The sequence below is a fragment of the Lacticaseibacillus hegangensis genome (assembly GCF_003946465.1).
Classification (GTDB): Bacteria; Bacillota; Bacilli; order Lactobacillales; family Lactobacillaceae; genus Lacticaseibacillus; species Lacticaseibacillus hegangensis.
In genome coordinates this window covers 1-25,288 of record NZ_RHOL01000022.1, presented here as the reverse complement: position 1 = coordinate 25,288, position 25,288 = coordinate 1, and the positions used below count along the sequence as shown (strand labels likewise).

Here is a 25,288-nt window from a genome sequence, read left to right as displayed (position 1 = left end):
GTTTCGGGCAGCGCACGTCAGGCGCGCTTTTGCTGAATCTTTTGGTATTCGGCCGGGGGAAGCTTGCCCAGTTCGACCAGCTTGCTTTCGATTTGGTCCAGCACGGCGTTGCGATCGTCGTGGTCGTTGACAAAATCGTACTTGTCGCGATCGATGGTCAGCAGCGTGGAGCGGGTGTAACCCTTGGACCAATCACGGTAAGCCTGGTTGACGCGGTGGTAATAGTCAATCAGCTCTGGCTTTTGGCGGATGTCTTCCATTTCACGGCCGCGGCCCTGAATTTCGTCGATTTCGTGCTCCGGGTCAATCTTCAGGTAAACCGCCAGGTCAGGCATGCCGTTCCAGGGACTGCCGTTGACGTTGGCCTGCATCTCCTGGGACAGGGTGACATAAACGTTGAAGTCGATGTCATCGATCTCGCCGTGTTTGTGCAGCTGGCTGGCCATGACAAAGTCCGATTCCAGCGAGGAGTCCATCACGGCGTTTTCCTGCAGGATGGCTTTCTTGAGCTGCTGGTACCGGAATGTCAGAAAAGCGATTTGCAGGATCGTGCCGGTCGTTTTGCGGCTGTCTTCGCCGGCGGAGTAGAATTTCTGCAACATGTTGGCGATCATGCCGTTGCCTTCGACGTCCTCATAAAAGGCTGAGGAATTGAGATCCTGTGACAGGATTTTTGTGAGGGAGGTTTTACCCGCACCGATACTTCCGAGGATATAGATCATGCGTCTGCTTCTTTCTGTGACCAGTAGTGTCAGAACAATAACGTTTTACATTATACGCGAAATTAGCCGGCTTAACAGCTCAAAATGGGCTAGATGTGGGTGGTTGGTGTGCAGACCATACAAGATAGGCGTCAGGCCAGGTGATTAGCCAAAAAGAAAACCCAGCACCGCGGCAATCCGCATCACCCGGCACTGGGTCTAGTCATTTTTAAGCACGCGTGAGACGGCCTCTAACGCACCGTCAGCAGGCTGATGATGACGCCGGTAACAATGACTGCGACGATGCCTTTCGGGCCAGTCGCGCGCCAGGAGAGCTGTTTCGTCCGCCATTCTGCGAAGATCAGGCCGAGCGTTGCCGCCAACGCCACGATCCCCATGATCAGTAATTTGGTGACCAATGTATCCATGAGCTGCCTCCGCGAGTTAAACTTCTAAATCAAAGTAGGGATTGATCTGCTTTTGCAGGTCGTGGATCTGGACCAAGTTAACCGACGGCATCAGCCGATAAATGAACCCGGCAAACGTGTCGCGGTGAAATTTGTAGTCCATCCGGCCCATCCGGTGCGACCGGCCGTTCTTTTTTTCCCAGACCTCGAGATTGTATTCGGCGTCCGGGATGATTGCGATGTACCTGTGATCGTCAAGTGCGACGATCGGTTTAACAACAGATTGATCCAACATTGCCATTTCCTCCAAATTCCAGATCGAGCTGATAGCCTGCCTTCCGGAATGTGCTAACAGGTAATCGCTGTGACATCAATTATAGCAGAGTAAGGGCCGCCGACCAGGTAAAATTAGTTCGTGAAATTTCGTGAACCAACTTTCACAAGCGTCCAAGTTGGCGTGGCCGTAAGGGGCAGGCTGTCAAGTCCCAAAAACGGCGAACCGGCATTGAAACAGGGATGAAAGCATGTCATAGTACGCCTTGACCGGCCACGAAAAAAATATTTTGACTTGGCCACTCACAGACTTAAATTTCACAAAGTCGAGGTCGCCGCTCTCACTGACACTCAGTATACGAACACACGTTTGCTAAGTCAACTGCGAATCGGCGGCAGCAGAAAATAAGTTTCCCAATGACGGTCAAAGTGCGACTTTATGATTGAATCGTCTCGGATTTTGGCTAACGGGTTGCGGGTATCGCCTGGGCAGTGGAGACTAACCGATTTTTCGAAATCGGTCTGCACCGATTCTGTCGACCGTGTTATTTTACGGGCACCGTTCAAAATTAGACAAAAAAAGTCCGCGCCAGACGCGGACAGCTAACTTCTATATTTCCCGGGTGATGTCAGATCAGGTTGAAGTGGGTCAACGCATCGACGATTCCGCCTTCTTGATAGTCGGTGGTTTGGTAATCGGCAATGGCGGCCACTTGTGGCAGGGCGTTGCCCATTGCCACGCCCACGGTGGCGCGCTTGAGCATCGGGATGTCGTTGTTGCCATCGCCGAACGCGTAGGTGGGAATGCGTGCAAATTCCGGCCGGTCCGTCAGAATATCGATGCCTGTGGCCTTGTTAATGCCGGCCCTGACCACGTCAAGCGCGAAGGGACCATTGCGGAAGAAGGCCAGCTCAGGGAAGGATGCAACATACTGGGCGCCCACTTCGCGGCCCGCGTCCGTGTTCGGCGTGAACAGCAGCATCATCACCGTCGGTTCGCGCAGGTAGAAGTCATGATCGACCGGCGGCTTGGCCTGATGTACCAGCTTGTAATTGCCTTCGATGTTGTCATCGTGGCGGGTGGCCGCGACGTGCCGGTCGTTGTAAAAGCTGATCGCCACGTTGTCTTTGTCGGCTTGGGCGACAAACCGTGCAAGCTGCGGGGCGCCGATTGGGCTTTGAAACAGGTGCTGGCCCTTGTAAAAGACATCCGCGCCGTTGCCGCAGATCAGTGTGTCAACGCCGGTTTGGGCCACCAAGTTGGCGAGTTCCCAGCGGTTGCGGCCGGTGCAGATCACCGGCAGGACATCATTGGCCTGCATGCGTTTGATCGCGTCCAGGTTTTCCTTAGGGACCTGCTTTTCCTTGTTCAACAACGTGCCATCGAGATCAAAAAAACAAACTGCTTTGGTCATGCGATCCTCCAATAAGCTTAATAGGGCTATTCTACCATAGCTGCAAATAAAAACAGCCGCGAGCACGTGCTCACGGCCGTCAAACGGGAATTACTTGCTGAGCTTGGAAGCGGCGGCTTCATCAATGATGATGATGGCGTCCTTGTGATTTTGCAGCACCGAAGCGGGCACGTGGTCGGTGACCGGGCCTTCGATCGTGGCCTTGATGGCGTCGGCCTTGTTTTCGCCGTAAGCCATCAGGATGATCTGCTTGCCCTTCATGATCGAGCCGATACCCATGGAGATGGCGTACCGCGGCACGTCCTTTTCATCGTCGAAGAAGCGCTTGTTGGCCTCGATCGTGGATTCGGTCAGCTGCACCTTGTGCGTGGTGGAGTCGAAGCTGGAGCCTGGCTCGTTGAAGCCGATGTGACCGTTGCGGCCGATGCCCAGGATCTGAATGTCGATCGGGTTGTCCGCGATGATCTGGTCGTAGTCCTTGGCGGCTTGCTCAATGTCAGCCGCGTTACCGTTTGGCACGTAGGAGTGCTTGAACGGCTTCTTGTTGAACAGGTTGTCCTTCATGAACTGGTGGTAGCTTTGCGGGTTGTCTTCCGGCAGGCCCACATACTCGTCGAGGTTGACAGAGGTCATGTTCGAAAAGTCGAGGTCGCTGGCGATCATTTCTTGGTACAGCGGGATCGGCGTGGAGCCGGTCGCCAGCCCCAGCACCTTGGCACCATTATCGATGCCTTGCTTGATCAGCTCGAAGGCCTTCTTGCCGCCCTCGTTTTTATCTTTAACAGTAATGACTTTCATGTCTGTTCCTCCTTGTTTTGGTCTAGTCCATTATCGAACGTTCAGGAGAAAATGTCAACCGGTCTATACAGATTTTCCAAGAAAAAAGCGGTGCCGGCACAGATGCCAGAGAACCGCTTTCATTATACGTAGATAGGGGTGTTTTGCCTACTGCTGCGAATCGGTCAGATACAGCTGGCGCAGATCCCTGAGGTCCGCCGCCGAAAAGCCGAGCTGCTGCATGACGTAATGCGGCCAGTCGCCGTAATCGTTGTCAATCAGGTCCTTCACGGCCACATAGCAGGACGCCTCGGCGGCATTTTGATTCATCCGGTCGACTAGGGCGCTTGCGCCGGTTTTCAGCGCTGCCTGGACCTCTTCCGTCGGCGCAAAGAACACGGCGTTGGTCAGCAGGTAGTCCTCGCGAATGGTGGCCTCGGGCACGCCCAGCGCGCCTTCGATCATCATCGCGCCGATGCCTGTGCGGTCCTTGCCCGCCGCGCAGTGAAACAGGACTGAGCGGCCGGGCTCCGGATTGCCCAGCAGCAGGCTGAACAGTTCACGGTAAACGTTGTTGGCGTGCGGGTCGGTGAGCATTTTCAGATACACTTCCGCCATCGGATCCATGCGGTGATCAAAATGCGCGCGCAGGTGCCGGCCAATTTTTTGGACCAGACCATTGTTGTCGAGCGGATAAACGGACAGGTGCTTGTACGTGACCCCCGGTGCCAGCACGTCCGGGCTCATGGCGACCTCGCTGTCCGAACGCAGGTCAACCACGACATTGAGCCCGTAGTTGCGCAGCCAGACAGCCTCTTCCGGCGTCAGCTCCGACAGACTGCCGGAGCGCAGCAGTTTGTGCGGGGCAATGACCTTGCCGTCAGCCGCCGGGTAAACGCCGAGCTCGCGCAAGTTGACACTATTTTTCAAAGACAGTAACCGCTCGACCATGATAAAGCCTCCGTTCAACACGTTACCTTCATTATAGACCAGTGACGCCGGCACCGGGCGGAAGGGGCGGGTAAACGCCGGAGTTGAGGCGTTTTCATCATTACTCGGATGATTTTCTGAAACCCCATGGCCTAAGAATAGCCAGAACCGCGGATTTCGCGTATAATCGAAGGCGACAAGCACGCAAATAAAGGAGCGAATCATGGCAGGAATCAAACTGTTCACGCTCAACGGCAATGTGCCGCTGGCGCAAAAAATCTCTCAAGAACTCGGGGTGCCGCTGGCGCCTGCGTCTGTGAAGCACTTTGCCGATGGCGAAATCGCGATCGACCTCGACGATTCTGTCCGCGGGGCCGATGTTTACGTGATTCAGCCGATTTCCGATCCGGTCAACGAGAACCTGATGGAACTGCTCATCATGGTTGATGCACTGCGCCGGGCTTCGGCACACGCGATTAACGTTGTCGTGCCATATTACGGCTATGCACGCGCGGATCGCAAGGCGCGGTCGCGCGAGCCGATCACGGCCAAGCTGGTGGCAAACCTCTTGACGATGGACGGCATTGACCGGTTCGTTGCCATCGACCTGCACGCCGACCAGTTGCAGGGATTCTTCGATTTGCCAGTTGACCACCTGCGCGCCATGACGCTTTTTGCCAAGTACTTCAAGGGTTTGAACCTTGGTGCGGAAAATGTCGTCGTGGTCGCGCCTGACCACAGCGGCACCAAGCACGCCCGGGCGCTGGCGGAACTGCTCAACACGCCGATTGCCATCGTCGACAAGCGGACGGATAACGGTGAAGTCGGGGTCATCGGCCACGTGCGCGGTCAGCATACCATCATCATCGATGACATGATCGACACCGGCGAGCGCGTGATCGACGCGACTGAGGCGCTGCGTAAAGCAGGGGCCCTCGACGTCTACGCGGCCGCAACGCACGCGGTGCTCTCGCGCGGCGCGGCCACCAAGCTCAGCAAGCTGGACCTCAAGCAGATCGTGTTGACCGACACCATTAATCTGCCGGCCGAAAAGCACCTGCCGAACATGAAGATCCTGTCCGTGGGCCCGATGTTGGCCGAGGCCATCAAGCTGATCTCGACGAACCAGTCGATCCACCCGCTCTTTGAAGTTCACAATGACTAAATGAATGTGAAACGTCAGGCAGGGATGCCTGGCGTTTTTATGTGGGTGCGGGCATTTATCGCCGTCTTTCGCGCATTATTTGGACTTTTTTGGCAAAAGGTGTTGCGCCAGTAAGGCTTGCATGATAATATATTTAAGTCGTCAAGTGATGACGACAGCGATTCATGGGTGGTTAGCTCAGCTGGCAGAGCAACGGACTCTTAATCCGTGGGTCCAGGGTTCGATCCCCTGACCACCCAGAATAGCGTTATCAACCAGTAGCAAACGTTGTCAAAACAGCGTCGTTACTGGTTTTTATTTTTACCAGATTGCCATTGGTTGTCATTGATTATCAATAAAAGAAAACCACGAGAAAACCACGGAGTTCATTTCTGCTAGGCAGGCGGTGGCCGTCCATTACGGGCGGCTATTTTATTATCTATTGTTGCTACTGCATGTTATACTGTGTTCGTCTATAGAGACAATATAACCAAAAAGGAGGAATTATCATGCATTTTCTTTGGGCTTTAATTGTTGGTGCTATTATTGGTGCAATTGCTGGTGCTATCACTAGCAAGGGCAAATCGATGGGCTGGATTGCAAATATCGTTGCTGGCCTTGTCGGTTCCTCTTTAGGGGAAGCACTCCTTGGGCACTGGGGTCCTCAGTTGGCTGGAATGGCCATAATTCCATCGATAGTCGGAGCAGTTATTATTGTCGCTGTTGTATCTTTCTTTGTTGGCAGATCTAAAGACTGACGGGAGGTCGGACTATGGACGCATTAAAATCGGTTTTTAAGTTCATGGTAGCAAGCACTTTTCTTGTTGGTGGTGTCTTGGTAGCTGGTACAATTTGGGCAGCTAAGGGGATCGACAAGGCTGGAGATAAATTGCAAGATTCGATTCACGATTGATAGGTGTTCTGGCCGTCCATCATGGACGGCTATTTTTGTGCCAGTAACTGGTTCTGATATTCGTTGTCTAGTGCAGCCACGACCGTACCTCAAGGAACAGTCGTTGAAATTGTGTCAGAACGCGTCTGTCAGCGCCGTATTCAAAGTGGATTTGAGCCACTTAGGACTTTTCTAGAACTCCATTGTTCCAGGTCAATTAGATTGACCTTAAATCCTGATGGCTCTTGCCCATAACGGATTATCAGCACACAAAAAAACGGGCATTTCTGCCCGCTAGATGAAAACGGCAAGTCACGTAGTCAGCTTCCAAAGCAGAACGATCTGCCGGTGAAGTTGTCTATTTTTGTGGCTACGGAGTACAAACGCTTCGCGATGATGAGCCACGGTCTGTAAAATGCGCCACCGGTTAGCTATGCCGTGCGTCGGTTAAAACGGATCTACCCGCTTATCGCCTAGGACTGTCTTAATTATATCATAATCTATTGGTTATTGATACTATACGTCTGCTGCGAACAAGCCACGTAGCTGCTGGATCATGCTGACCACTGAATACGGTGGTTCTTGACTCGCCGTGCTGACCTCACCCCGGTTTTGATACCAGAATTCGGTCATCATCGCCACGGCGACGTTGAACTGTGAGTATTCTTCCATCTTGGCAATGTCTGCGGTGCTGTCTACCGCACTGTGGACGTAGTCTTGAGCGGCTGTAATGTAGTTTTGAATGAGTGTGTCGTCAGTATCAGTCTGCACACGCAGGCTATTTTTAATGTCATCAGTAGTGACAGTCATGTGCTCATCTCCTATATAAAAATAGGGCGTACCCCAAGGTACACCCCAGACTGTTTCATTAAGCTGCTGGCTTGGTTACCGGTGTGATGTCAACAATTCGAGCAGCGTCTGGATCAACAACTTCATAGTCGTTGCGGATCACGACTGCCAAGCCTTGACTATAACTGTCGAACCGTTCCCACTGGGTGTTGACTTCGTTCTTCTGGGCTAAGAAAATTGCTTGAGAAAAGTCTCCGATGATGATCCGATAGGTGCCCGCCTTATCAGTCGGCAATACTTTGTTAGCAATCACGATCACCGGTGCACCGAACAGCTGCTTGCCTGATGGTGCCGTGATTGAAGGTTGTAACAAGTATCGGCCTTCGCTGTCTTTCAGGGTATCAAGGTAGTTAAATGCGTCCTGATTGACGATGACGGACAGAGACAGTGCTGGATCTAACTCAACATTGAATGTTTGCTTGATGTCATCGAGACCAGTACCCGTGATGTGCTTGAAGTTATCGTTGGTGCCCGTCTTGCCAGTCAGAACGCTGATAATGTTGCTATTGTCCGTGTTTTGTACCAGCTTCTTGAGTTGATTCTTAACCTCGGCAACAATATCAACTTCGCTGTCTTCTACCAATTCGTTAGACAGATAGATTTTGCCGGCCCGGGTCGCGACTTTGTAATCGACACCACGGAATAGGGTTGCACCGATCTCTGGCACGTCGGCGAGTTCTTCCTTGGTGGCCAGTACGCCGTTGTTGGTGAGGGCAATCGGGTAGGTGCCGACTGGGGTACCAACTTGCTTTACCGTCACGTATTTAGCCAAGTCATAGTCGGATTCCTTGAGGTTCCAGACGTCTTCGATGACTTCTTTAGGAACGACAGCCCCGGCAGTGGTCGTGGTCAGGCCGTCACGTTGTTCGCCCATGCTACGAATGTAATCTTCATACGCGCGGGACTCGGTGTGTTCTTTGTTGTCGATAATTGTTTTTTCAGTCATGGTTTTATCTCCCTTTTCTGGTTGTTCAGTGTTATTTTTCAGCCACTCAGTGTAGCTGCGTTTGTCCACTTGGACGTTGGTATCGTCATACGCTGGAATAGCTACCAGTGAGACGTCAAACAGGCTCTTGACTTGCTTGATGGTACGGATCACTTGGCCACTGTCGTCCTTAGTGAACGTGTCACCGTCTGGCGCAGCATTGAAAGTAAAACTCATAGCTGACAGGTTACCAGCTTGGACGTTGTTATAAGCATCATTGGCTGTGGTCGTATCGGGTAAGGTTGCTTCAAACTGCAAGCCTTTATCGTCCACGTTTAAGGTCAAGGTGCCGGCTTTAGTGCTGGCGAGGACCTTGCTAAAATCGTGATCAGATACCATATAGACGTCTGATAGATCCACATTGTCGAATGCGTGCGGATCAACGACTTCTTTAAAACCACCGAGATCCTTGCTTGGACTATTGAAGACTACGGCATAGCCGGTGAGCTTCTTGGGTGTATCATTGGGTGCGGTGCTTGGATCCTTTTGGTCTTGACTGTCGTCTGCTGTGGTAGGTTCGGCGGCGGTCAGATCAGCGTCAGGGTTCAGGCGCTTTTCTACGTCATCATTGTTCATTTGACGCACTTCCTTTCTGTTTATCTTGATAAGTGACAAGGTTGCTTAGCGGCGTATAGTTCAGGCTGGCCATGATCTCATCACCACCGGGAATTGGGGGTAAGTTTAACTTAGCGCGTGCTTCATTGGTGGTCAGCAGTCCGCCTTGCAGCCCCTTAATGGCTAGGTCTTGCATCGTCGTGGGGTCAGCACTGAACAGCTTGTCTGTGTTAAAACTAAACCGGTTGTCACCCGTTGACAGCTTGGCGTCCATCTCACTAGTGAAGCAGGTGAAGTATTGCACCAGCGTGTTTTGCAGATAGATCAAATTTGACTGTACGGCATTAGAGTGCTCGCTTTCGATACCCAGCCGATCCAGTGGTAACCCGAACGCTTTGGCAATCTGTTTCGTTGTCCAGTCGCTGGAATTGACTAGATTCAGCACGTCAGTATTAACTTCGAGTTGCTTGTAGTCCATATCATTGTCGAGAATGATGGTCTTGAGGGCATTGTCACCGCTGTTAGCAGCCTCAAACTTTGATCGGATATTCTCCTTGGCCTTGGCATCGAGCTGGGACTTGTTCACCTTGAGTAGGCCAGTCCCTTGGACACCGGTATCGAAGAAGCCTTTGAGTAGCTTGTGTCCCGCATGTTGCACCCGAACTTCATCATGCAAGCTGTAAAGAGGCGATAGGCCCTTGTATCCGTCTTGTGTGAAGCACTTGAAGTGCAATACATCGCTGGCGCTTAAACGCCGTGAGCGACCATTCTGGGGCGTATACGTGTAGCTGATAGTGCTGGTCGTATCGTCTTGCTTGACCACCATTTGGCTGTTTGGAACAAACTCGAATCCGGTGACTTGCCCGCTAGGGTTCTTAGTAACGCGTGCGAAGCTATTACCATTCAGCAGCATGTTGGCCACTAGGGCAAACTTGAACGACCATGCTGTCATGTGGTCATTGGGTGCTTTGTTAAGTAGCACGCTGATACGCTTGTCATTGTATTCAATCGGGTTAGTCGCGAGGTCGCTGGCAATCACGCGCACCGCCGTAAATACGTCCGAGTTTCGCAAAGCATGAACGCCCACATAAACGCCGCTGTCGTTGCTCGTCATGCTGACAAGGGCATCTAGGAACGGTTCGCTGTTGTCATCGCGAGGTTGTGTTGTGTCATTCGTGAAAAAGCTCATTGTTTCACCTCCCTTTGTTGAAGTTGATGATGACTGCGATGGAGATCAGGGCTGCGCCGATTGCTACCATGCCAACGCCACACCCGAACAGCCACCAGATACCAGTGACGATACAGATCATGCCTAGCAGTAATAGCACGGTCTGTGCGTTAAAAGCTGAAGTCATCGCCCGAATAAAAGTCATTGTCCGCTACCTCGCTTTCTTTGTTTTGATCCATGGCAATGGTGTAAGCATTCATCAAAGCCGCTATGGGATCGATCCGTGTCGCATTGTGCGCCTTGTCGATGATCGGGTTGTTGTTGGCGTCATACTTTAGAATGGCGTTGTTCACCGCATAGGCTAGTAGTTGGTTGTCGGCATGCTTGAGTAGGCCGTTAAAGAGATCATCACGGAACCGCACAGTCGGTATTGACAGCGTGCGCTGGCCTTGGCGTACCTCAACCATTGGCAAGTCTCGTTTCTCAAACTCTGGAAGTAGGTAGCCGAACGACCACGGATCGTAACAGATGGCACGCACATTCCAGTGGTTCCGCTCGATCATGTCGAGAATGAAGCGTAGCACCTCGTCATAGTCGATCATGCCGCTGTCGAGTTTGGTAATGCTGCACTCGCCACGGCTGGCGCCGCTGATGTAATCGAACCCGTCACGTTTGATTTTCTCTTCCAGTCCGTACTTCGTCCCCACGAATGAATGGCTGTCAGCATACAGGTAGCCATCTTCTGGAACTAGCCATGAGATGCTGGTCAGGTCACTAGACTTAGAAAGGTCCAGCCCGATATACACGTCTTTTCCTTTGGTGTCTGGCGGCTCGATAGTAGCTTTCTCCCAGTCGTCCAGACTGATGTAACTGTCTGCTCTAGCTGATTGCCACATGTTGAAATTCTTGACGAGGATCGGTCGCAATGTTCCTTGCTTGGCTGACAGGTCCACGTCTGCTTGCAGGCTAGGCCGCATTGTCCTCGCTCTTTCAGCGTTAGCCAGTAGGGGATTAGACTTCTCCCAAGTCTCTGGTGAAAAGGCTTCGTCCTTGCTATCCTGCTCAAAAATGGCAATAAAATACCGATCAGCTTGTTCGCGACCGGTTAGGACTTTGGAAACGAATTTGTATTCCTTATACATTGGGCCGTTCATGTCTGGCCCCGTCGTTGAGATGACGGCTAGTAAACTGTTATCACTGTTGATCTGTCCAGATTTGAGTGTTCGTAGAATCTCATCGGTACGAGCTAAGGCGAACTCATCAATAATAGCCAAGTCACTTTGATAGCCATCTAGGCTGTGCAGATCAGACGCAAGCGGCACGGCTCGGCTGTTGCTCGGCAAGTCAATGATCTCGTTGCGGTTAATCTTCAAACGTTCTCGCACAGAGGTAGAAACTTTCCAAACTTGACGTAAGCCGCTAGACAACATATCGAATGCTAAGTGTGCTTGAGCGTTGCTGTTGGCTGTATAGACGATCTCTCGGTTCATGGCTGGCTTGTTCTCCATGAGGAGATACAACGCACCTAGATCAGCCATCAGGAAGCTCTTACCATTCTTGCGTGCCATGCTGATGTAGGCTCGATCATACCGGCGGTTGCCGGTTTCCTTATCACGCCAGCCGAACAGCTCTGAAATCAACCACTTCTGAAACAGCTCTAACTTGAGTGGTGACCCATCACGTGCCGGCATCAGTTCGATGAATTCAATGGCTTTGTTGGCAAAGTCCTCATCGAAGTAATACGGCCATGGGTTCTTCTTGCGCTTGCTGGCTTTCAGGTCCCGCCGATAACGTCTTGCAGCTTGCTTGATTTTCTTGCCGGCCACGATGTCGCCGCTTATTACCTTGTCGGTATATTCAGTTGCATAGTTCATTGGGCTATCAACTCCGCGAACGGGTCGTCAGGCTTCTTCTTAGTCTCGCTCTTCACCGCTAACTTAGCCCGGCTGTAGACTGACAAGCCAAGCAAGTCATCAATACGGATCATCTGATTAGTGGCATCTAGCTTCATCTTCACGGCCGGATTGGCTTTCACGCTATCAGTGGTTTCAACCATCATGCCTTGCTCTTTTACAAGCTCGGCCGCTTTCTGAATGTCAGAATAGGCTTGGCAGTGACTGGCAATCAGGGCAGCGTCCAGTTCGCTCACTGGAATGTCCTTCTTGAGTAACGGCACAATACGTTGCCACTCGGTCACGGCATAGTCATCAAGCCATGCAGGGGGCTGCTCAACTAATTCTTGATAGGTGAACAGCGATTCTTCCATGTCACGCCGGTCTGCGAGCTTCTTCTTGCTCATCGTGCCACGCATTTGGGTAATAGATTTCAGTGGTGCGCCCATTGCTATCGCGTCCTTTCTTTATAATTTGGATTAGACTTATCTAATATAATTATAACACGAATTTTCTAGTTTACATAATTAATTACGGTAATCACTGATTTTCAATGGTTAATCTGGGATGCTTGGTCCCCGTGATTACATGACCTAGCCCCCATAACTAGATGGGGATAGTGTGCGGCGTCTTCGACTTTCGTCTTCACGCCATGGCAAGCATTACACAGACTTTGTAAGTTGCTCTCGTCGAAGCGTCGGCTCCAGTCCACACGTATCGGTACAATATGATCTACGACGTCAGCTTGCACGTATAAGCCGTTGGCCTTGCATCGTTCACACAGCGGATGTGCTAGGCGATAGGAATACGACAGCTTGCGCCATGACTTGGACTTGTAGAATTGGAAGTAGCGACCACCAATCTCTTTGCGGTGTGCATAGCGTTCGTTGTCGGACGCTCGCGGTTCTGGCTGGTGCTTGTCACAGTACCGTTGATTGAACGGCACCATGGTGTTGCACCCAGCGTGGTTACATAGCTTCATGATCATGCCAATACGCCTGCCATTTCAGGTTCAGGCTTATCGTCGCGATAGTAAAGCTGAACGGTTATCATATTATCTGGTGCAGAGAATACCCGAATGAATCCGACTTGCCACCTGTGTAACATCATGAACTTGTCGATGATACCGTTTAGTTCTCCTTGATACGCAGTATATTCAAATAGTTTCATAGTTCTAAGCTCCTTTGGTTGTCTTCTTGAGCGTCACAATATCAAACGCGTTCGGATCATCGTCATAGGCAATAGACTTAATTGTGTACAGTGTGCTGTTCAGCTTTATCATCATGCTGTCGTCTAGTGCGTCAGTGTGACGTACCACGATGGCAATGGTGTCCTCTAAGTCTGTGCCAGTGATCTGGTAGGTCTGTGTAACGGTGCGGTTATATGATCCATAGAACAGGGTGCCAGTCGGCTCAAATGTAGAGATGTTAATACCTGCGCCAGTCCTGTGATTAACTGTCTTACCGATTTCAGCCACCTTGTTCAGACGGGCAATTGAATAGTTCTTCATGCTATTCCTCCTTGTCGAGTTCGCCCAATACCGTAACCACCCATTCATTGTTGAGGTACTGAACACTAACATGTGTTGCGTGATATGGCGTTGGCATGTCCTGATGTGCCTGATCAACGATTTCTTTTAAACTCTGTCCATGAAATACTTCCCATACTGTGTCCATAATTTTTCTTCCTTTCGTGTTCCGACTGTCTCTAACAGACGGGCAAAATAATTTGGTAAAATCGCAGAATTTTCGGTACTTCGGTGACAAGCACTTATAAACGCCTATATATCAACGTTATACTGTCACCGAACTTCAAATGTTTTCGGTAACGTGTCACCGAAGTTTTGGTGACACAGGATTGATAGTAACTGTCACCGAACTTGTTTTTCTGTATTCGTTGAGCGCGTAAGGATTGAACGATTGTCACCGAAGTTCGGTGACGCCCGTCACCAAAAATATTCGTGCTAATCCCTTGAGCGAGTAAGGCTGTCACCAAAGTGCAGAAAATATCGGCATTCATTTTGTTTTCAGTTGAATCTTGGATTTAGCAGTGATCCCGTTAGACGCAAACCGATGTATCGCCGTGTACTACCGGTGTCATTGTCAAACCCTCTGCGGCTGCTTACCTTTTTCACTCCGTAGGCATCGAGCTTCTTGGTTATGGCTTGTGTCGTCGTTCTGTCCATATAGTTGTTGTCTTGGCAAAAGCGCTTGTATTCGGCAGTAACCACTGTAGAGGCCTCGCCACGATCATCTTCTAGGTTGATCTCGGCATACTGGTCTAGGAACTCTTTGAAGTGGTCGTTTGCGTCCAGCCACTCTTGGCTTGCGTTTACTACCGAATCAGGTTTTGTCAGGCCACCGCTTTTAAGCGCCTTGGCAAACATGTGCATGCACTTCATGGCAAAACGTGGTGTTTCTTCGTCCATTTTGGTGTCGTCGAACTGATCCCACCAGTGTGTGTGCCGGGTGTCGCCGTTGATCATCTTGATAACGATGACACGATCAGCGAACCCGGTGCTGTGGTCGCTGAATGCTGGCATCTCGTTAGCGCTGAATAGTAGCTTGGCATAGTTCATAAACTTAAAGTTCTGAATGCCTTTGAACTCGGCCGGTATATAGTCGCCACCAGTTAGGGACTTGATCGCGGCTGTACTCTTGAGGTAGTCTGTGCCAACGTCGGCCACGATGTTTGCTTCTTTGCCGTATAGATTGGCCGTTTCAAAACGACGTTCTCCATTGGCTAGGTCTGCCGGCTTTGATGCTGATACGTTGTCTTTCCCGATAAGGTTGGTAATACGACGAATGAGAGTGCTTTTACCTTCGCCACCAGTCCCATATAGCCATAAGAACTCTTGGAATGGGTGATATGACCGGTAGAACATATAACCGATGAATTCCTCGAATGTGATCGCGGCATCGCCCATCATAGCTGCAAGCAGTCGTTCAGTCTCTGGACAATCGTCCCTATCTGGATCGACCGCGTACTCATGGGCGTTCAGCATGTAATTGTCAGCGCTACTTTCCTGCATCTTATTGGTCAGTATGCTGTATGTTCCGTTGGTGAATGCAACTAGTTCTGGATGTGGGTTCTCATCAAATGGTGATCGCTTACCATAGTCCTCGTTGTAGCTGATGCGCTGTAGGAACCGTCTGGCACCCGTAATATCACTCTCACGATACAGCCCCCATTTGAGCATCTCTTTGGTGGTTCTGCTCTCGGTGGTCTTAGTGAACTCACCCTTGCCAAATGTGCGCCACGTCCCTTTACTGGGCTCATATATCGCGCCTTCACTCAACCCGGGAAAACTCTCTACTCGTGTTTTATCCATGAAGTGGTAGCCGTAGGTGAGAAAGTCCACCTTGATATTCCGATGAATGGTTACGTTTTGGGGATCGTCTTCATCGCGCTGCTCGGCTTGAAACCAAACTCTTAACCAGTTCGGTAACTTGGCAGCAAGCTGTTTGTTATATGCCCGAATACCTTTCTCGGTCTTATCTTGAGGCTCTGGATACTTGTTCACGTCAAATGGTTCTAATGAGCTTTTAGAGATCGCCTTGAGCCGGGTAAACTCTGGCGACTTGTTTAGTTCTTCCTTTAAGCTGTCCGTATGCTTCACCCCCTAACTGCGGCGCGCAATTTCGCGCTTGCTGATTGACTTGATGATCTTAACTAGCTCGCCATTAGGCAAGGGAGGGCGAACATAGCGCTGGTTGATAGTTTGAATTAGATCCGCACAGTTATCTGGATCAGCACCCGACCGAAAGACTGAACCGGCAATGCTGGCCAACCACTGATTTCGGTTTCCTTCGTCTGAACCATCTACAAGTCGATTGATGAAGTTGCCAAACCATGAATCCGGATCAGTGCGGTATGATCCGACAACGGGTCCTCTATATCGGTTAATCTCGTCTAGCAGCCACTGCGGAGCAGGGGCAACCGTGGTCAGCTTGTGGCCTTTTAGTGGTTTATACATGCCGCTGTCTCGCATGCTGGGATAGACGGGCACGCCCAGCGCCGTGTAATCGAGACCAGTTTTCTCTCCAGACTTGGAGAACAGATCGGCCCGACTAGTTAGCTTGATATTCTTGGGGTAGGTGAAGAACATATGAAGTCCACCGTTTGGGGTAGTTTCAATATAGGTAGACGGTATCTGGCCAGCGCGCCCATCAGCGCTTAGTTTTGCAAGCGATTCATTGCCATCAGCGGCACTCTTGTGGCCCATGTCAATGTCGAATACCAGCATGCCGTCAAGTCCTAAGCCGATATTGCAGTCAGGGTGTTCACCCCACCATGCCTCGGCTTGCTTAGGGTCCGTGGTAGCGTCCTTATACCCGTGTGAGCCTTTGAGCGGCGTTCTGGTGCCTGGTGCTAGGGGATAGACTGCAAAGCCGTGTTGCTGGTACGAGAGGGCCATCTCAAGCATTGTCGGCATCGGGGTCACCGCCTTCCAGAAGTAGACGGCGAGCGTCGATGATCATGTCTGCGATTGTGTCGGCCAGTGATGACTGGTCTTCATCGTCAATTCTGTGGCGTAAAATATTCATCATAGCGCTGGTGTCGCTTAAAAGTGCCTGTGCGGTTGTATAGTAATCTTTCTTCATCATTTTTCCCCCTCATCAGCTTCTGGAGGGTCAATAGCGGTAATCTGGTCGGTGATAATATCCCGAGCACAAAAGATTAGACATTTCCACGTATCAAAGTCACGTGAAGCCTCTAAAGCTATCCATACTGCATTGTCGTGCGAGTGATCGTCATCGAACCGGCAAACCAAGCTGCCGAACTCATCTAGCTCATCGCAAAGGGCGAGCAAGGATCCTTTTGCCTTGCGCAATTCATACAACGTATCGCTCAAATCTAACGGCTTCTTAACAGCAGTTGAAACTTTTTCCATCATAATTGCCTCCATTTTGTTGACATAATCGACTTATAAAGGCAAGCTAGAAAGGAATATAGATCTTTTCGCTTGTCTTTTTCTCGCCTTGAGTTGCCGCTCTTGGCGATTTTTTTGTGGCCTCATTTAGTGAGCGTTTCTCGGCTTTTTGCGCTTGCCAGTACCGATCACACTCGGCATCGGCTTGCACGTAGTCTCGCCATTGCCAGCCATATTTTGTGCTAACCATTTTTGGCATGACGATCGTCCTCCGAGAATTGAACGTAAGCACCGCAGACGGCCCCGATCAGGAACGCCATGCAGAGTGCCGGGACGGTGATTGGGTGGCTTAGTAGCCACGTAATGATGTTAATCATCAGCGTCCTCCTCGTTTTCATACAGCTTTAGGATCTCCGATACCCGCAGCAGCTCTTTTGCAGTCGTAACGGCCAACTCGCTATTTAAAATATCCTTGCCATCAACCGTGACAGTACTGCCTTCTGTAATAGCCAGAATGTTGAGGTTAATGTCGTCCATCAAGTCTCCGAGTTCGCGGTCTAGTGCCATCTCTTCTTTACTGAATAGTTTCATGATGTTGTGCCTTTCTGACGCTCCTGCGCCTGTCATAAGTTGCTTACATGCCCGCCTGCCCAGCTGGTTACTTGCCGTTGTTCTTCATGTATTCGTCGATGTCTACGGTATTGATCCGCTTAACGCCACCAACCACTTGCATCGGCAAACCTTTCCTAGTCCAAGACAAAAGTGTGTTACGAGCCACACCGGCATAAACCGCTGCTTGACCGATGTTCAGCTTTTTAGGCTCATCATATTGTGGTGCAAGTTTACTAACCGCTTGGATCACTTCCTGATGAATACGATCTTGTAGCTGCTTGTCAAAGTCTTCTGACAATACTAGTTCTGCTTTCATTGAAGCCATATCATTTCACCTCCACGGCAACAAGTTGTTGCTTTGATATCTATAGCTTATTGCAACATTATGTTGCTGTCAACAATTAGTTGCAACTTCGTGCAGAAAATTTTATGATAACGAGAAAGAGAGGTGGTAATTAGATGCAAAATAACATTTTGAAAGCCAGAAAAGACAAAGGCTTATCTCAAGCTGATCTCGCTAAAAGGATCGGGGTTACACGTCAATCAATAAGCCTTTATGAGAACAATAGCCGAGAGCCCAAAATCGACACTTGGCAAAAATTGTCGAATGTTTTAGGAGTTTCAATTCCGTATCTCCAAGGGATATCGAGTGATCCAATCGCAATTGATGAAACCATCGCACATACGATGACTAATCGAGAACTAAAAAAAATTATTGATGACTATAAACATGGAAATAAAACTCCAGAAGATGCAGAAAAAGTATTATCTGCTATCAAAAAGTCCATGAGCACCACTGAATCCCTGAATCAAATGCGCCTGCGCGCCATGAATCAGTTAGTTAATAGTATTGAAAACCTCGATTTAGAAAATATGGATACTTTTGAGATGCTGACCATCAATGATGCAATTCAGCTCTGTACTGCTTTCTACAATGGTTTTCATTCGGATAGGGGTCTGTCGGCATCATTTGGTGCTTTGTTAAGTGGATTACGTTCAATCGTTAAGAACGATGGGCAAGTCGACTACGTCAAGTCTGAATTCATGAGTTCTTTTGAACAGCTTCTAGATGCAGTAACGGCAAAACACGCTTAATTTCTATATCTAATATCATGGCCTAATTTTAGGCCGCCACCTTTTACTCGAATTTGAGTAAAACTCTCCAATCTAACACCGCCTGCCCAGCGTGACGGATAGGAGAAAGCAAATGGCATCAATTAAAAAGTACGCAACGAAAGACGGCAAAGAGTTCTGGCGCGTTCAGGTCTTTGCTGGTAATGATCCACAGACTGGCCACAAGAAGTACAAGGTGCGGCGAGGGTTTAAGACAAAAAAAGAAGCCACTGTTGCAGCAGCTAGACTTGAACTAGCAATCAGCAACGGTGACTTAGAAGAAGAAAAGCCAACACCCGTGTTCTTTCGGGATGTATATGAGGAGTGGTATGGAAACTATATTAATACGGTAAGAGAATCTACGTGGGCCCGAACGGCTGGCATGTTTGACAACCATATTCTACCGGCATTTGGTGATAAGCGGATCGCCACTATAACCACTAAGGACGTTCAGAAGGCTGTCAAACAGTGGTTCGAGTTCACGTCAGCGAACTATAAGCGTTGGTATAACTATGTTTCATCGGTTATGGACTATGCAGTTCGGCAAGGGTATATGGACAAGAATCCAGCCAAAGCCGTTGTGCTACCGCACCATGACGATCTGGCGGGTGATGAGCCTGAGAACTTCTGGACTAAGGAACAGATGAATCATTTCTTTTCTTGCATTGACCAAGCAGCTCACTTCGACATTTTCGTCATGTTTAGGGTATTAGCCTATACCGGTGTTCGACGTGGTGAGTTACTAGCGTTGACTTGGAACGATGTCAGTTTCAAAGACAACAGCGTGAAGGTCAACAAGACACTGACGCAAGGCGATAAGGGACGGCAAATAGTTCAGGCGCCAAAGACGCGAGCGGGGCGGCGTACAATTCCGGTAGACAACCAAACGATTGCGTACTTGAAGCGATGGCGCAGAATTCAGCAGAAATCGTTCTTAAGACTGGGCATCAATACTATTGGGCCTGACCAGTTGTTGTTCACCAATACTAAAAACGGTTATCAGTCATTGAACACGCCCTCAAAGCGTCTACATAAAATTCAAGATGATAATGACCTCACCCCAAGGATCACTATCCACGGGTTTCGGCACAGTTTTATATCAAACTTGTTGATTGCCGGCGTTCCTGTCACTTCGGTACAGAAGTTGGTCGGGCACACTGATCCGACTATTACGCTTGGCGTGTATGCTCATGTCAGCGCGAAACAAGAATCGGAGGCCACTGCTGCACTTGCCAAATATATGCAAAATTGAATTAGAAAACCACAGAGAAAACCACGGGAGTTTTAAGGCTGGTTGGTAACAGCTCTAGGCCGCATGGCTAAGGCGTTTCATGTGAAACAGTTACGTTTCCCCTGACCACCCAGAAGGCAACAACTCGTACCTCATCGGCTTCGGCTGATGAGGCATTTTTTTGTTCTGAATTTCACGTGATGGAATTCCAGTATGATACAGGCGATGGCCCTGAACTGTTATACTTACTGCAATCATACAGAGTTTTCTTCGCTTAAGTATCTCCGGGATTTTTGAGTGAGTCTTAAATACGAATAGGAACGGTTAGACTTAATAATTCAGGGTAGTGCGGCTGTTGCTTGGCTGTAAAGCTATAAATATGAGACATTACAACGGCTGGGCTGGGGGATGAACAGCCGCTTCTCAGTGTTATCCGCTTATATGGGACCACAGCGAAGGTCCTCACGGGGTAGTGCTTTGACCAAGTCAGAATTTGTTGACGTGCCACCTGAAGGGAGTTATTGATGGAAAAATTATCTTACAGACCAGTTAACGCCAATGACTATCCCGTGATGGCTTCCTGGTACAGGGATCCTCGGGTGATGGCGCCGGTTGGTTTTCCAAATGGAATCATTAAAACTACTGACCGGATCGCGGCTACGGTGGCCCGAGATATGTTGCGTCCGGGCGCGGGCTGGGACATTATTCTGCTCGATGATCAGCCAATCGGCGAATTTATCTACAGCCTCAAAACGCCAGACACACTGACGTTTGATATCACGATTGGGGACTTCGATTGCCAGCGAAAAGGCTTTGGGACCCAAGTTTTGCGTGAGCATTTACCTGCGGTGGCCCGCGCACGGGGCGCGAAACATGTCGTCATCGAGGTTGATGCTGCAAATGAGGTGGCCCTGCATGTATATGCCAAGGTGGGATTCAAGGAAAGTGCTGAGCAGGCAACGACCTGGCGCGATGATAACGGGCAAAGCCATGCCGCAGTGGTTTTAGTATTAGATTTGTGAACGGTGACGATGTTTCACATGGAACTTATTTCGGCAACTCTTTAAAAAGGCTAAAATATCCTCAATGGACAGGGTAAGTTATCTCGCCCCGCTTTGCGTTCCGTTTGTCTTCAAGCTTCACACGAACTTGAGTCGTTATCTGGAACCATAGCTAAACTGGCGACGATTGATTGTTTACTCAGGGACGCCTTTCAAGTCGACATCACTTCTTGTTTAATCTACTTTTCCGCAACTGGATAAAAATAGCCTTTAAGTGGGTAAAAGCACCCCCACAAACGCATATAACTGCGCTTGTGGGGGTGCTGTGAGTAACATGTTGATCTGTAGAGAATTATGCTTGCGTCATGTCCGCTTCGGTGGCTTGCGGTTTTGCCATCGGCGGAGACGAGATGCTGGTCACACAAAAACGCCTGCTATTTTTAGCAGGTGCTTTGTGTGACCAAATTTAGTTAGCTGTTAATCTTGTGAATTTTCGTCAGAGAAAACCGTGTCCTGATACTGAGTTGCCAATTCTTGAGTCGGGTAATAATTACTATTAAGCCAGAGACCTGCACCACCGGCGGTTTCCAAAACGGGCACATTTTGACCGCCTAAGTTTTGGCTCACGATTCGATAGGATTGACCGTCACCAGCGCTCTGGTACCAACCGCGTATATCGACCCAAGCGCCTTGTGGATCGGCGACTCCCCAACCCTCTTTGGATTGATCCTCGACAGTGCTGGTACCTTCATCCCAAGCTTTGTCCGTGCCAGTCCGCTCTGAGCGCCAGTAGACAGGCATCACGGATCCAGCTTCAGTGATGGAATTTGCTCCGAATGAAATCGTATCGGCGCTGTCGTTGTCGTTAGTGTACCAAGTGTTGGCTTGAAAACTGGCATTGAATACGGCGGCGTGGGTGGCCTTTTGCGGGGAGGCCTTGCTGCTTGTCGCAGCACTTGAGCTAGACGAGGCAATCGCTTTGCTGGTTAAGGCTGCAGGCCGGCCAGCGGCAATATCAGCGAAGCCCTTTTTGACGTTCTCGTTTGTGGTCTCAGTGGTGGAGATGGTCTTGCCCTTTGGCGCGGACTGACTGATCAGCACCTGGGTTTGCCCCTTCGCGGTTAACATGAAAAGGAATAAGACAGTCGCCTGATCATCTGCGTAAACTGCGACGACGTTCTGCCGAATTTTGCTGGCCTGGCCTTTTTTGGGCAACCAAGTGACGGCCGTCTTTGTATCGTCAATCGTGATTGACCGCTTGGCCTTGTAAATCTGAGTCAAATCCAGACCCTGCCACTTGGTGTGTGCGCTGCGGTCAGCTCTAGTAAAGGTCTGGCTTTTGGTTGAGCCGAAGTCCTTCATGAATGCGTCTAGTTTCTGCGCTTTGTCAGCATTCCAGGCAAGTTTCACGCCAGTCTTCGCTTTTTTGCTGATGGAAGACGAGACAGCCGAACTTGAACTGGCTGCTTTCTTGGGCTGCTGGTTGCCGCAAGCAGCTAGTGCCAGGCCCAAAGTTAATAGTATTGTTGTGCGCCATAATTTCATTGTTATCCACCCTCATAGTTGTTCGATGTTTAACTTTTCCCACTGCAACAAAATTAGTAGGCAGTCGGCGGCTCACCAGGGAAGATCTGATTTTGATACTGATTAGCTAGATCTTGGGTGAGGAAGTAGTTGGCGACGTGCCAACCGGCGCCCTCGCTGGTTTCAAGGACCTTTGTTGACTGACCGCCGAGGTTCATGGTGTAGATTTTATAGCCGGCAGGGCCACCGTTTGCCTGATACCAACCTCTTACAGCAACACTGGTGCCGTCTGCACTTTCCGAGGCTGAGCCCCAGCTACCTCTAACTGGGTCGGGATTATCACCGGCGTTTTGGGCGATATCTAAGTCGCTCTGACTCTCTTCGGACGAATCGTAGACCGGTTGGCTCACACCATCCTCAGTGATTGAATTAGCAGTGAACGAAAGCGTGGGTGACTGATCCTGATCAGCTGTGTACCAGGTGTGAAAAAATTGGCTGCCAAAGACTGGCTTGTGACCTGATTTCGCAGGTGCAGCGCTGCTTGAGGAAGCGGTACTGCTCGAGGTTGCTGAAGCTGATGCAGCGACCGCTTTGCTTGTCATTGTTGCAGGGCGACCGGCCGCGATGTCTGCAAAACCTTTTTTAACGTTATCGTTTGTTGTGTCAACCGTGCTGATGACGTTGCCTTTGGGCACTTCTTGACTGATCAGGACGCGCGTGTGCTTCTTTGCGGTCAGCGTGAACAGGAAAAGCACTTTGGCCTCATCGTCAGCATAAACGGCCACGACATTCTGGTGGGTTTTGCTGCCATGATTGTCTTTAGGCAGCCAGGTGACCGACGTTTTCTTGTCGTTAATGCTGATTGGCCGCTTGGCAGCGTAGACTTTGCTTAGATCCAGCCCTTGCCATTTAGTATGAGATTTACGCCCAGCTCTGGTGAAGCTCTGATTTTTCGTTGGGCCGAAGTCGTTCATAAAGGCGTCGAGCTTCTGCGCTTTATCGCTATTCCACGCCAATTTCACGCCGGTGGGCGCTTTCTTTTTACTTGATGATGAGACGGCTGAGCTGGAACTTGCTGCCTTTTTAGGCTGCTGGGTGCCGCAAGCGGCCAGTGCCAGTCCCAGTGTTAATAAAATTGTTGTACGCCAAAGCTTCATTTTCTTACCCCTTAATAGTAATCACAAATGCCCCAACCAAGCGGTTAAACCGCACAAAAAAAGCTAATCATGGCGAAATCAGTTCAAGCACTCTACCTCTTACGAATATGCAAGTTGAGATTATTTTGATTGATTTCGAATGATTAGCTAATCTTTTTTCTTGTATACGTTGCTATAATACTTTTCATGAACGGAAAAATCAATTGGGAGTCTGATCGCCAAGGCCGCTTTATTCCGTCTGGAGCGCATCAGCAGGTTTGGTTAATCCGCTTAACGATTATTAGCTAAATCGGCGACCTTTGTATCTTGGTCGTTAAAATTACTTCCATAGTCTTGATAGGATCCGGTAGGGCTCGTAGCCATTGAATCCAACTTTTTCACTTCTCTGACCAGCTCTTTTGATTTGGCATAGTCGTCTTTTGTGTTCTTAGTCTGATACTTTTTCATCTGCGAAAGTGCAGTGTCCATCTCGTCTTCTGCGTCAGTAATTTTTGTGATCGTGTCGGATTCGCTCACTAGCAGAGCCGGAATAGCATCATTAAAATTCGTGTACTGCTTTCCAGCCACCGTTGCACCGCCATCATCGAAAATAGCGTCGCCCCAAGTACTTTGGACCTTGTCAGCTAGGTCTTCTGCTGACCCGGCTGCGGTATACGCAGCAACGCCCATGTCATGGTAAGTGCTGTGAAATTCTTTGTCGAGTTTCTTACGCTCAGCTCTAGCAACTCGAGCTTTTTCCGCCGCGACCTGATCTTCATGGGCCTGGTAAATGCCAAGACCTGCAAATGATAGGAGTAGAACTGCGAGGCTGCTCCCCAATACAATTAGTGCGCGTTTCATCGGCCGCTTTTGAACAAAGGCCACTAACACTAAGACAAACCCTGCTACACTGGCAATCAGTGCAATTACCAGCAATACAAATAAAAGTATATCCAACCTAATCATCTTCTTTCCCCAAACTTTTGAAGTGCTTTTGGCATGATACCATATGTTCTGATTCGGGCGTGTGGATTCAGGCGCGCTTTACGCGAGTCTATGCGCCGTACTTGTCCATATAGTTGACGCTCATGCCCTGATCGTCATACTTCATGAGATCGCTGTTTGGCATGAATTTCTTTGTTTGCTTGGCTTGTTTAACGAATTCCGTCATTAAATAGTAGCCTGTGGCGCTGTTGTAGAATTGAGTTGGATTCCGGTAAACAACGTGCCCCCAATTTGCAAAATCGAGCTTCTCCAAATCAGCCGGAGCGAAGAAGAAGCTAAATTCAAGCATGTTGTCTTTCTTGCCGTTACCGTCCATGTATTCATTAGTCTGAACGATACCGAGACCGTTTTTGGCCAATGGCGTTTTCTTGGCGCGGCCTAAGATATTGGCTAAATACTCGAAATACACAGGTTTTAAGTCTGCCACATCTTTGACTTTGATGGTTGTCACGCCTTTAACGATGGCGACTCCTTTAACGATGGAACCAGCATTCTTAGTCTTTTTCAGGTACTTAGTCAGCTTTTTCTTCGTTGTTACCTTCACTGGTTTCGTCTTCTTGGCTTTTGCCTGCACAGTTTGTGCTGGCGCCAAAGCCAAGTTAGTTTTTAGCATTGTCACAGCGCCCAGTACTGTGATGGCAGCGATGATTCCATAGACCCACTTTTTCATTATTTAAACCTCCGTCGCAGCTTTTATCGTCGATCAGGCTTGGACGTTTATTATTAGACCTGGATTATTCATAGAATTTCAAAAAAGCAGCGCAATCCCACGATTCACACGGGACTGCGCTGCTTTGGTGTTTCA

34 protein-coding genes and 1 tRNA gene are annotated in these 25,288 nt (G+C 49.6%); 7 read left to right on the top strand and 28 right to left on the bottom strand.

Translation table 11 applies throughout. From position 1 onward, the window contains the following. Window positions 1-17: 17 nt before the first annotated feature. The 6 genes from EKM86_RS08040 to EKM86_RS08020 form a co-directional block, all read right to left on the bottom strand. Complete coding sequence (locus EKM86_RS08040; RefSeq protein WP_125756838.1) at window positions 18-722, bottom strand: deoxynucleoside kinase; 705 nt, start codon at window positions 720-722, stop codon at window positions 18-20. Between the two features lie 230 nt (window positions 723-952). Further along, window positions 953-1,129: a hypothetical protein gene (locus EKM86_RS12385; RefSeq protein WP_164506216.1), complete on the bottom strand. Its 177-nt coding sequence runs from the start codon at window positions 1,127-1,129 to the stop codon at window positions 953-955. 16 nt (window positions 1,130-1,145) lie between these two features. Next, window positions 1,146-1,403, bottom strand: coding sequence for a hypothetical protein (locus EKM86_RS08035; protein ID WP_125756836.1), 258 nt, complete (start codon window positions 1,401-1,403; stop codon window positions 1,146-1,148). A gap of 607 nt (window positions 1,404-2,010) precedes the next feature. Next, a complete protein-coding gene (locus EKM86_RS08030) occupies window positions 2,011-2,796 on the bottom strand; it encodes a Cof-type HAD-IIB family hydrolase (protein WP_125756833.1) in 786 nt (261 codons plus the stop codon). Window positions 2,797-2,886: 90 nt separating this feature from the next. Next, window positions 2,887-3,594 carry a glucosamine-6-phosphate deaminase gene (gene nagB / locus EKM86_RS08025; protein WP_125756831.1) on the bottom strand — a complete coding sequence of 236 codons (708 nt, stop codon included), beginning with the start codon at window positions 3,592-3,594 and terminating at the stop codon, window positions 2,887-2,889. 147 nt (window positions 3,595-3,741) lie between these two features. Then, complete coding sequence (locus EKM86_RS08020) at window positions 3,742-4,524, bottom strand: tyrosine-protein phosphatase (protein WP_164506215.1); 783 nt, start codon at window positions 4,522-4,524, stop codon at window positions 3,742-3,744. A 202-nt stretch (window positions 4,525-4,726) separates the two neighbouring features. On the opposite strand from EKM86_RS08020, the gene EKM86_RS08015 reads away from it, so the two are divergent. From EKM86_RS08015 to EKM86_RS08000, 4 genes are all read left to right on the top strand, one after another. Next, window positions 4,727-5,668 (top strand): ribose-phosphate diphosphokinase, encoded by a 942-nt coding sequence (locus EKM86_RS08015; RefSeq protein ID WP_125756827.1) that lies wholly within the window; start codon window positions 4,727-4,729, stop codon window positions 5,666-5,668. A gap of 166 nt (window positions 5,669-5,834) precedes the next feature. Further along, window positions 5,835-5,907 (top strand) — tRNA-Lys (locus tag EKM86_RS08010). Between the two features lie 249 nt (window positions 5,908-6,156). After that, window positions 6,157-6,405, top strand: a complete 249-nt coding sequence (locus tag EKM86_RS08005; RefSeq protein WP_056989036.1) for a GlsB/YeaQ/YmgE family stress response membrane protein — start codon at window positions 6,157-6,159, stop codon at window positions 6,403-6,405. Window positions 6,406-6,419: 14 nt separating this feature from the next. Further along, on the top strand, window positions 6,420-6,560 hold the full coding sequence (locus EKM86_RS08000; protein ID WP_125580446.1) for a hypothetical protein: 141 nt from the start codon (window positions 6,420-6,422) through the stop codon (window positions 6,558-6,560). A gap of 495 nt (window positions 6,561-7,055) precedes the next feature. Here the strand turns inward: EKM86_RS08000 and EKM86_RS07990 are convergent, their stop codons facing one another. From EKM86_RS07990 to EKM86_RS07915, 18 genes are all read right to left on the bottom strand, one after another. Further along, a complete protein-coding gene (locus tag EKM86_RS07990) occupies window positions 7,056-7,349 on the bottom strand; it encodes a head-tail connector protein (protein ID WP_125756825.1) in 294 nt (97 codons plus the stop codon). 58 nt (window positions 7,350-7,407) lie between these two features. Further along, window positions 7,408-8,949 (bottom strand): phage major capsid protein, encoded by a 1,542-nt coding sequence (locus tag EKM86_RS07985; protein ID WP_125756823.1) that lies wholly within the window; start codon window positions 8,947-8,949, stop codon window positions 7,408-7,410. Next, window positions 8,939-10,117, bottom strand: a complete 1,179-nt coding sequence (locus EKM86_RS07980; protein WP_125756821.1) for a phage portal protein — start codon at window positions 10,115-10,117, stop codon at window positions 8,939-8,941. The genes EKM86_RS07985 and EKM86_RS07980 overlap by 11 nt, the downstream gene beginning before the upstream one ends. 4 nt (window positions 10,118-10,121) lie before the next feature. Next, window positions 10,122-10,301 (bottom strand): hypothetical protein, encoded by a 180-nt coding sequence (locus EKM86_RS07975; RefSeq protein WP_125748853.1) that lies wholly within the window; start codon window positions 10,299-10,301, stop codon window positions 10,122-10,124. Beyond that, window positions 10,267-11,970, bottom strand: coding sequence for a terminase large subunit (locus tag EKM86_RS07970; RefSeq protein ID WP_125756818.1), 1,704 nt, complete (start codon window positions 11,968-11,970; stop codon window positions 10,267-10,269). The genes EKM86_RS07975 and EKM86_RS07970 overlap by 35 nt, the downstream gene beginning before the upstream one ends. Next, entirely contained in the window at window positions 11,967-12,437 is a 471-nt protein-coding gene (locus EKM86_RS07965; RefSeq protein WP_125756817.1) for a phage terminase small subunit P27 family, read from the bottom strand. Before EKM86_RS07965 ends, EKM86_RS07970 begins: the two co-directional genes overlap by 4 nt. Window positions 12,438-12,538: 101 nt before the next feature. Further along, window positions 12,539-12,976 (bottom strand): HNH endonuclease, encoded by a 438-nt coding sequence (locus EKM86_RS07960; protein WP_125756815.1) that lies wholly within the window; start codon window positions 12,974-12,976, stop codon window positions 12,539-12,541. After that, the gene (locus EKM86_RS07955) at window positions 12,973-13,158 is read right to left on the bottom strand and encodes a hypothetical protein (RefSeq protein ID WP_071799068.1); all 186 of its coding nucleotides are present in this window, start codon (window positions 13,156-13,158) and stop codon (window positions 12,973-12,975) included. The genes EKM86_RS07960 and EKM86_RS07955 overlap by 4 nt, the downstream gene beginning before the upstream one ends. Before the next feature lie 4 nt (window positions 13,159-13,162). Further along, complete coding sequence (locus EKM86_RS07950) at window positions 13,163-13,498, bottom strand: phage head closure protein (protein WP_125756813.1); 336 nt, start codon at window positions 13,496-13,498, stop codon at window positions 13,163-13,165. Window position 13,499: 1 nt separating this feature from the next. Next, on the bottom strand, window positions 13,500-13,664 hold the full coding sequence (locus tag EKM86_RS12380; protein ID WP_164506214.1) for a hypothetical protein: 165 nt from the start codon (window positions 13,662-13,664) through the stop codon (window positions 13,500-13,502). Window positions 13,665-14,014: 350 nt separating this feature from the next. Further along, window positions 14,015-15,607, bottom strand: a complete 1,593-nt coding sequence (locus tag EKM86_RS07945; RefSeq protein WP_125756809.1) for a DNA primase family protein — start codon at window positions 15,605-15,607, stop codon at window positions 14,015-14,017. A 3-nt stretch (window positions 15,608-15,610) separates the two neighbouring features. Continuing rightward, complete coding sequence (locus EKM86_RS07940; protein ID WP_125756807.1) at window positions 15,611-16,423, bottom strand: bifunctional DNA primase/polymerase; 813 nt, start codon at window positions 16,421-16,423, stop codon at window positions 15,611-15,613. Beyond that, window positions 16,407-16,595 (bottom strand): hypothetical protein, encoded by a 189-nt coding sequence (locus EKM86_RS07935; RefSeq protein ID WP_125756805.1) that lies wholly within the window; start codon window positions 16,593-16,595, stop codon window positions 16,407-16,409. The genes EKM86_RS07940 and EKM86_RS07935 overlap by 17 nt, the downstream gene beginning before the upstream one ends. Beyond that, complete coding sequence (locus EKM86_RS07930; protein WP_125756864.1) at window positions 16,592-16,882, bottom strand: hypothetical protein; 291 nt, start codon at window positions 16,880-16,882, stop codon at window positions 16,592-16,594. The genes EKM86_RS07935 and EKM86_RS07930 overlap by 4 nt, the downstream gene beginning before the upstream one ends. 46 nt (window positions 16,883-16,928) lie before the next feature. Continuing rightward, complete coding sequence (locus EKM86_RS07925; protein WP_125756803.1) at window positions 16,929-17,120, bottom strand: hypothetical protein; 192 nt, start codon at window positions 17,118-17,120, stop codon at window positions 16,929-16,931. After that, the gene (locus tag EKM86_RS12590; protein ID WP_263853476.1) at window positions 17,104-17,238 is read right to left on the bottom strand and encodes a hypothetical protein; all 135 of its coding nucleotides are present in this window, start codon (window positions 17,236-17,238) and stop codon (window positions 17,104-17,106) included. The genes EKM86_RS07925 and EKM86_RS12590 overlap by 17 nt, the downstream gene beginning before the upstream one ends. Then, complete coding sequence (locus EKM86_RS07920) at window positions 17,231-17,452, bottom strand: hypothetical protein (protein ID WP_125756801.1); 222 nt, start codon at window positions 17,450-17,452, stop codon at window positions 17,231-17,233. The genes EKM86_RS12590 and EKM86_RS07920 overlap by 8 nt, the downstream gene beginning before the upstream one ends. Before the next feature lie 67 nt (window positions 17,453-17,519). Then, entirely contained in the window at window positions 17,520-17,798 is a 279-nt protein-coding gene (locus EKM86_RS07915; RefSeq protein ID WP_125756799.1) for a helix-turn-helix domain-containing protein, read from the bottom strand. Between the two features lie 134 nt (window positions 17,799-17,932). Between EKM86_RS07915 and EKM86_RS07910 the strand changes: the two genes are divergently transcribed. The 3 genes from EKM86_RS07910 (at window position 17,933) to EKM86_RS07900 (ending at window position 20,839) form a co-directional block, all read left to right on the top strand. Then, a complete protein-coding gene (locus tag EKM86_RS07910; RefSeq protein WP_125756797.1) occupies window positions 17,933-18,568 on the top strand; it encodes a helix-turn-helix domain-containing protein in 636 nt (211 codons plus the stop codon). A gap of 112 nt (window positions 18,569-18,680) precedes the next feature. Further along, window positions 18,681-19,838, top strand: coding sequence for a site-specific integrase (locus EKM86_RS07905; protein WP_125756795.1), 1,158 nt, complete (start codon window positions 18,681-18,683; stop codon window positions 19,836-19,838). Between the two features lie 503 nt (window positions 19,839-20,341). After that, complete coding sequence (locus tag EKM86_RS07900; RefSeq protein ID WP_125756793.1) at window positions 20,342-20,839, top strand: GNAT family N-acetyltransferase; 498 nt, start codon at window positions 20,342-20,344, stop codon at window positions 20,837-20,839. A 456-nt stretch (window positions 20,840-21,295) separates the two neighbouring features. Here the strand turns inward: EKM86_RS07900 and EKM86_RS07895 are convergent, their stop codons facing one another. The 4 genes from EKM86_RS07895 to EKM86_RS07880 all read right to left on the bottom strand — a co-directional run bounded on the left by EKM86_RS07895 (window position 21,296) and on the right by EKM86_RS07880 (window position 25,153). Continuing rightward, complete coding sequence (locus EKM86_RS07895; protein ID WP_125756791.1) at window positions 21,296-22,363, bottom strand: DUF4767 domain-containing protein; 1,068 nt, start codon at window positions 22,361-22,363, stop codon at window positions 21,296-21,298. Between the two features lie 53 nt (window positions 22,364-22,416). After that, complete coding sequence (locus EKM86_RS07890) at window positions 22,417-23,499, bottom strand: DUF4767 domain-containing protein (RefSeq protein ID WP_125756789.1); 1,083 nt, start codon at window positions 23,497-23,499, stop codon at window positions 22,417-22,419. A 270-nt stretch (window positions 23,500-23,769) separates the two neighbouring features. Beyond that, window positions 23,770-24,444, bottom strand: coding sequence for a hypothetical protein (locus tag EKM86_RS07885; protein ID WP_125756787.1), 675 nt, complete (start codon window positions 24,442-24,444; stop codon window positions 23,770-23,772). An 88-nt stretch (window positions 24,445-24,532) separates the two neighbouring features. Continuing rightward, on the bottom strand, window positions 24,533-25,153 hold the full coding sequence (locus EKM86_RS07880; protein ID WP_125756785.1) for a hypothetical protein: 621 nt from the start codon (window positions 25,151-25,153) through the stop codon (window positions 24,533-24,535). Window positions 25,154-25,288: the final 135 nt, after the last annotated feature.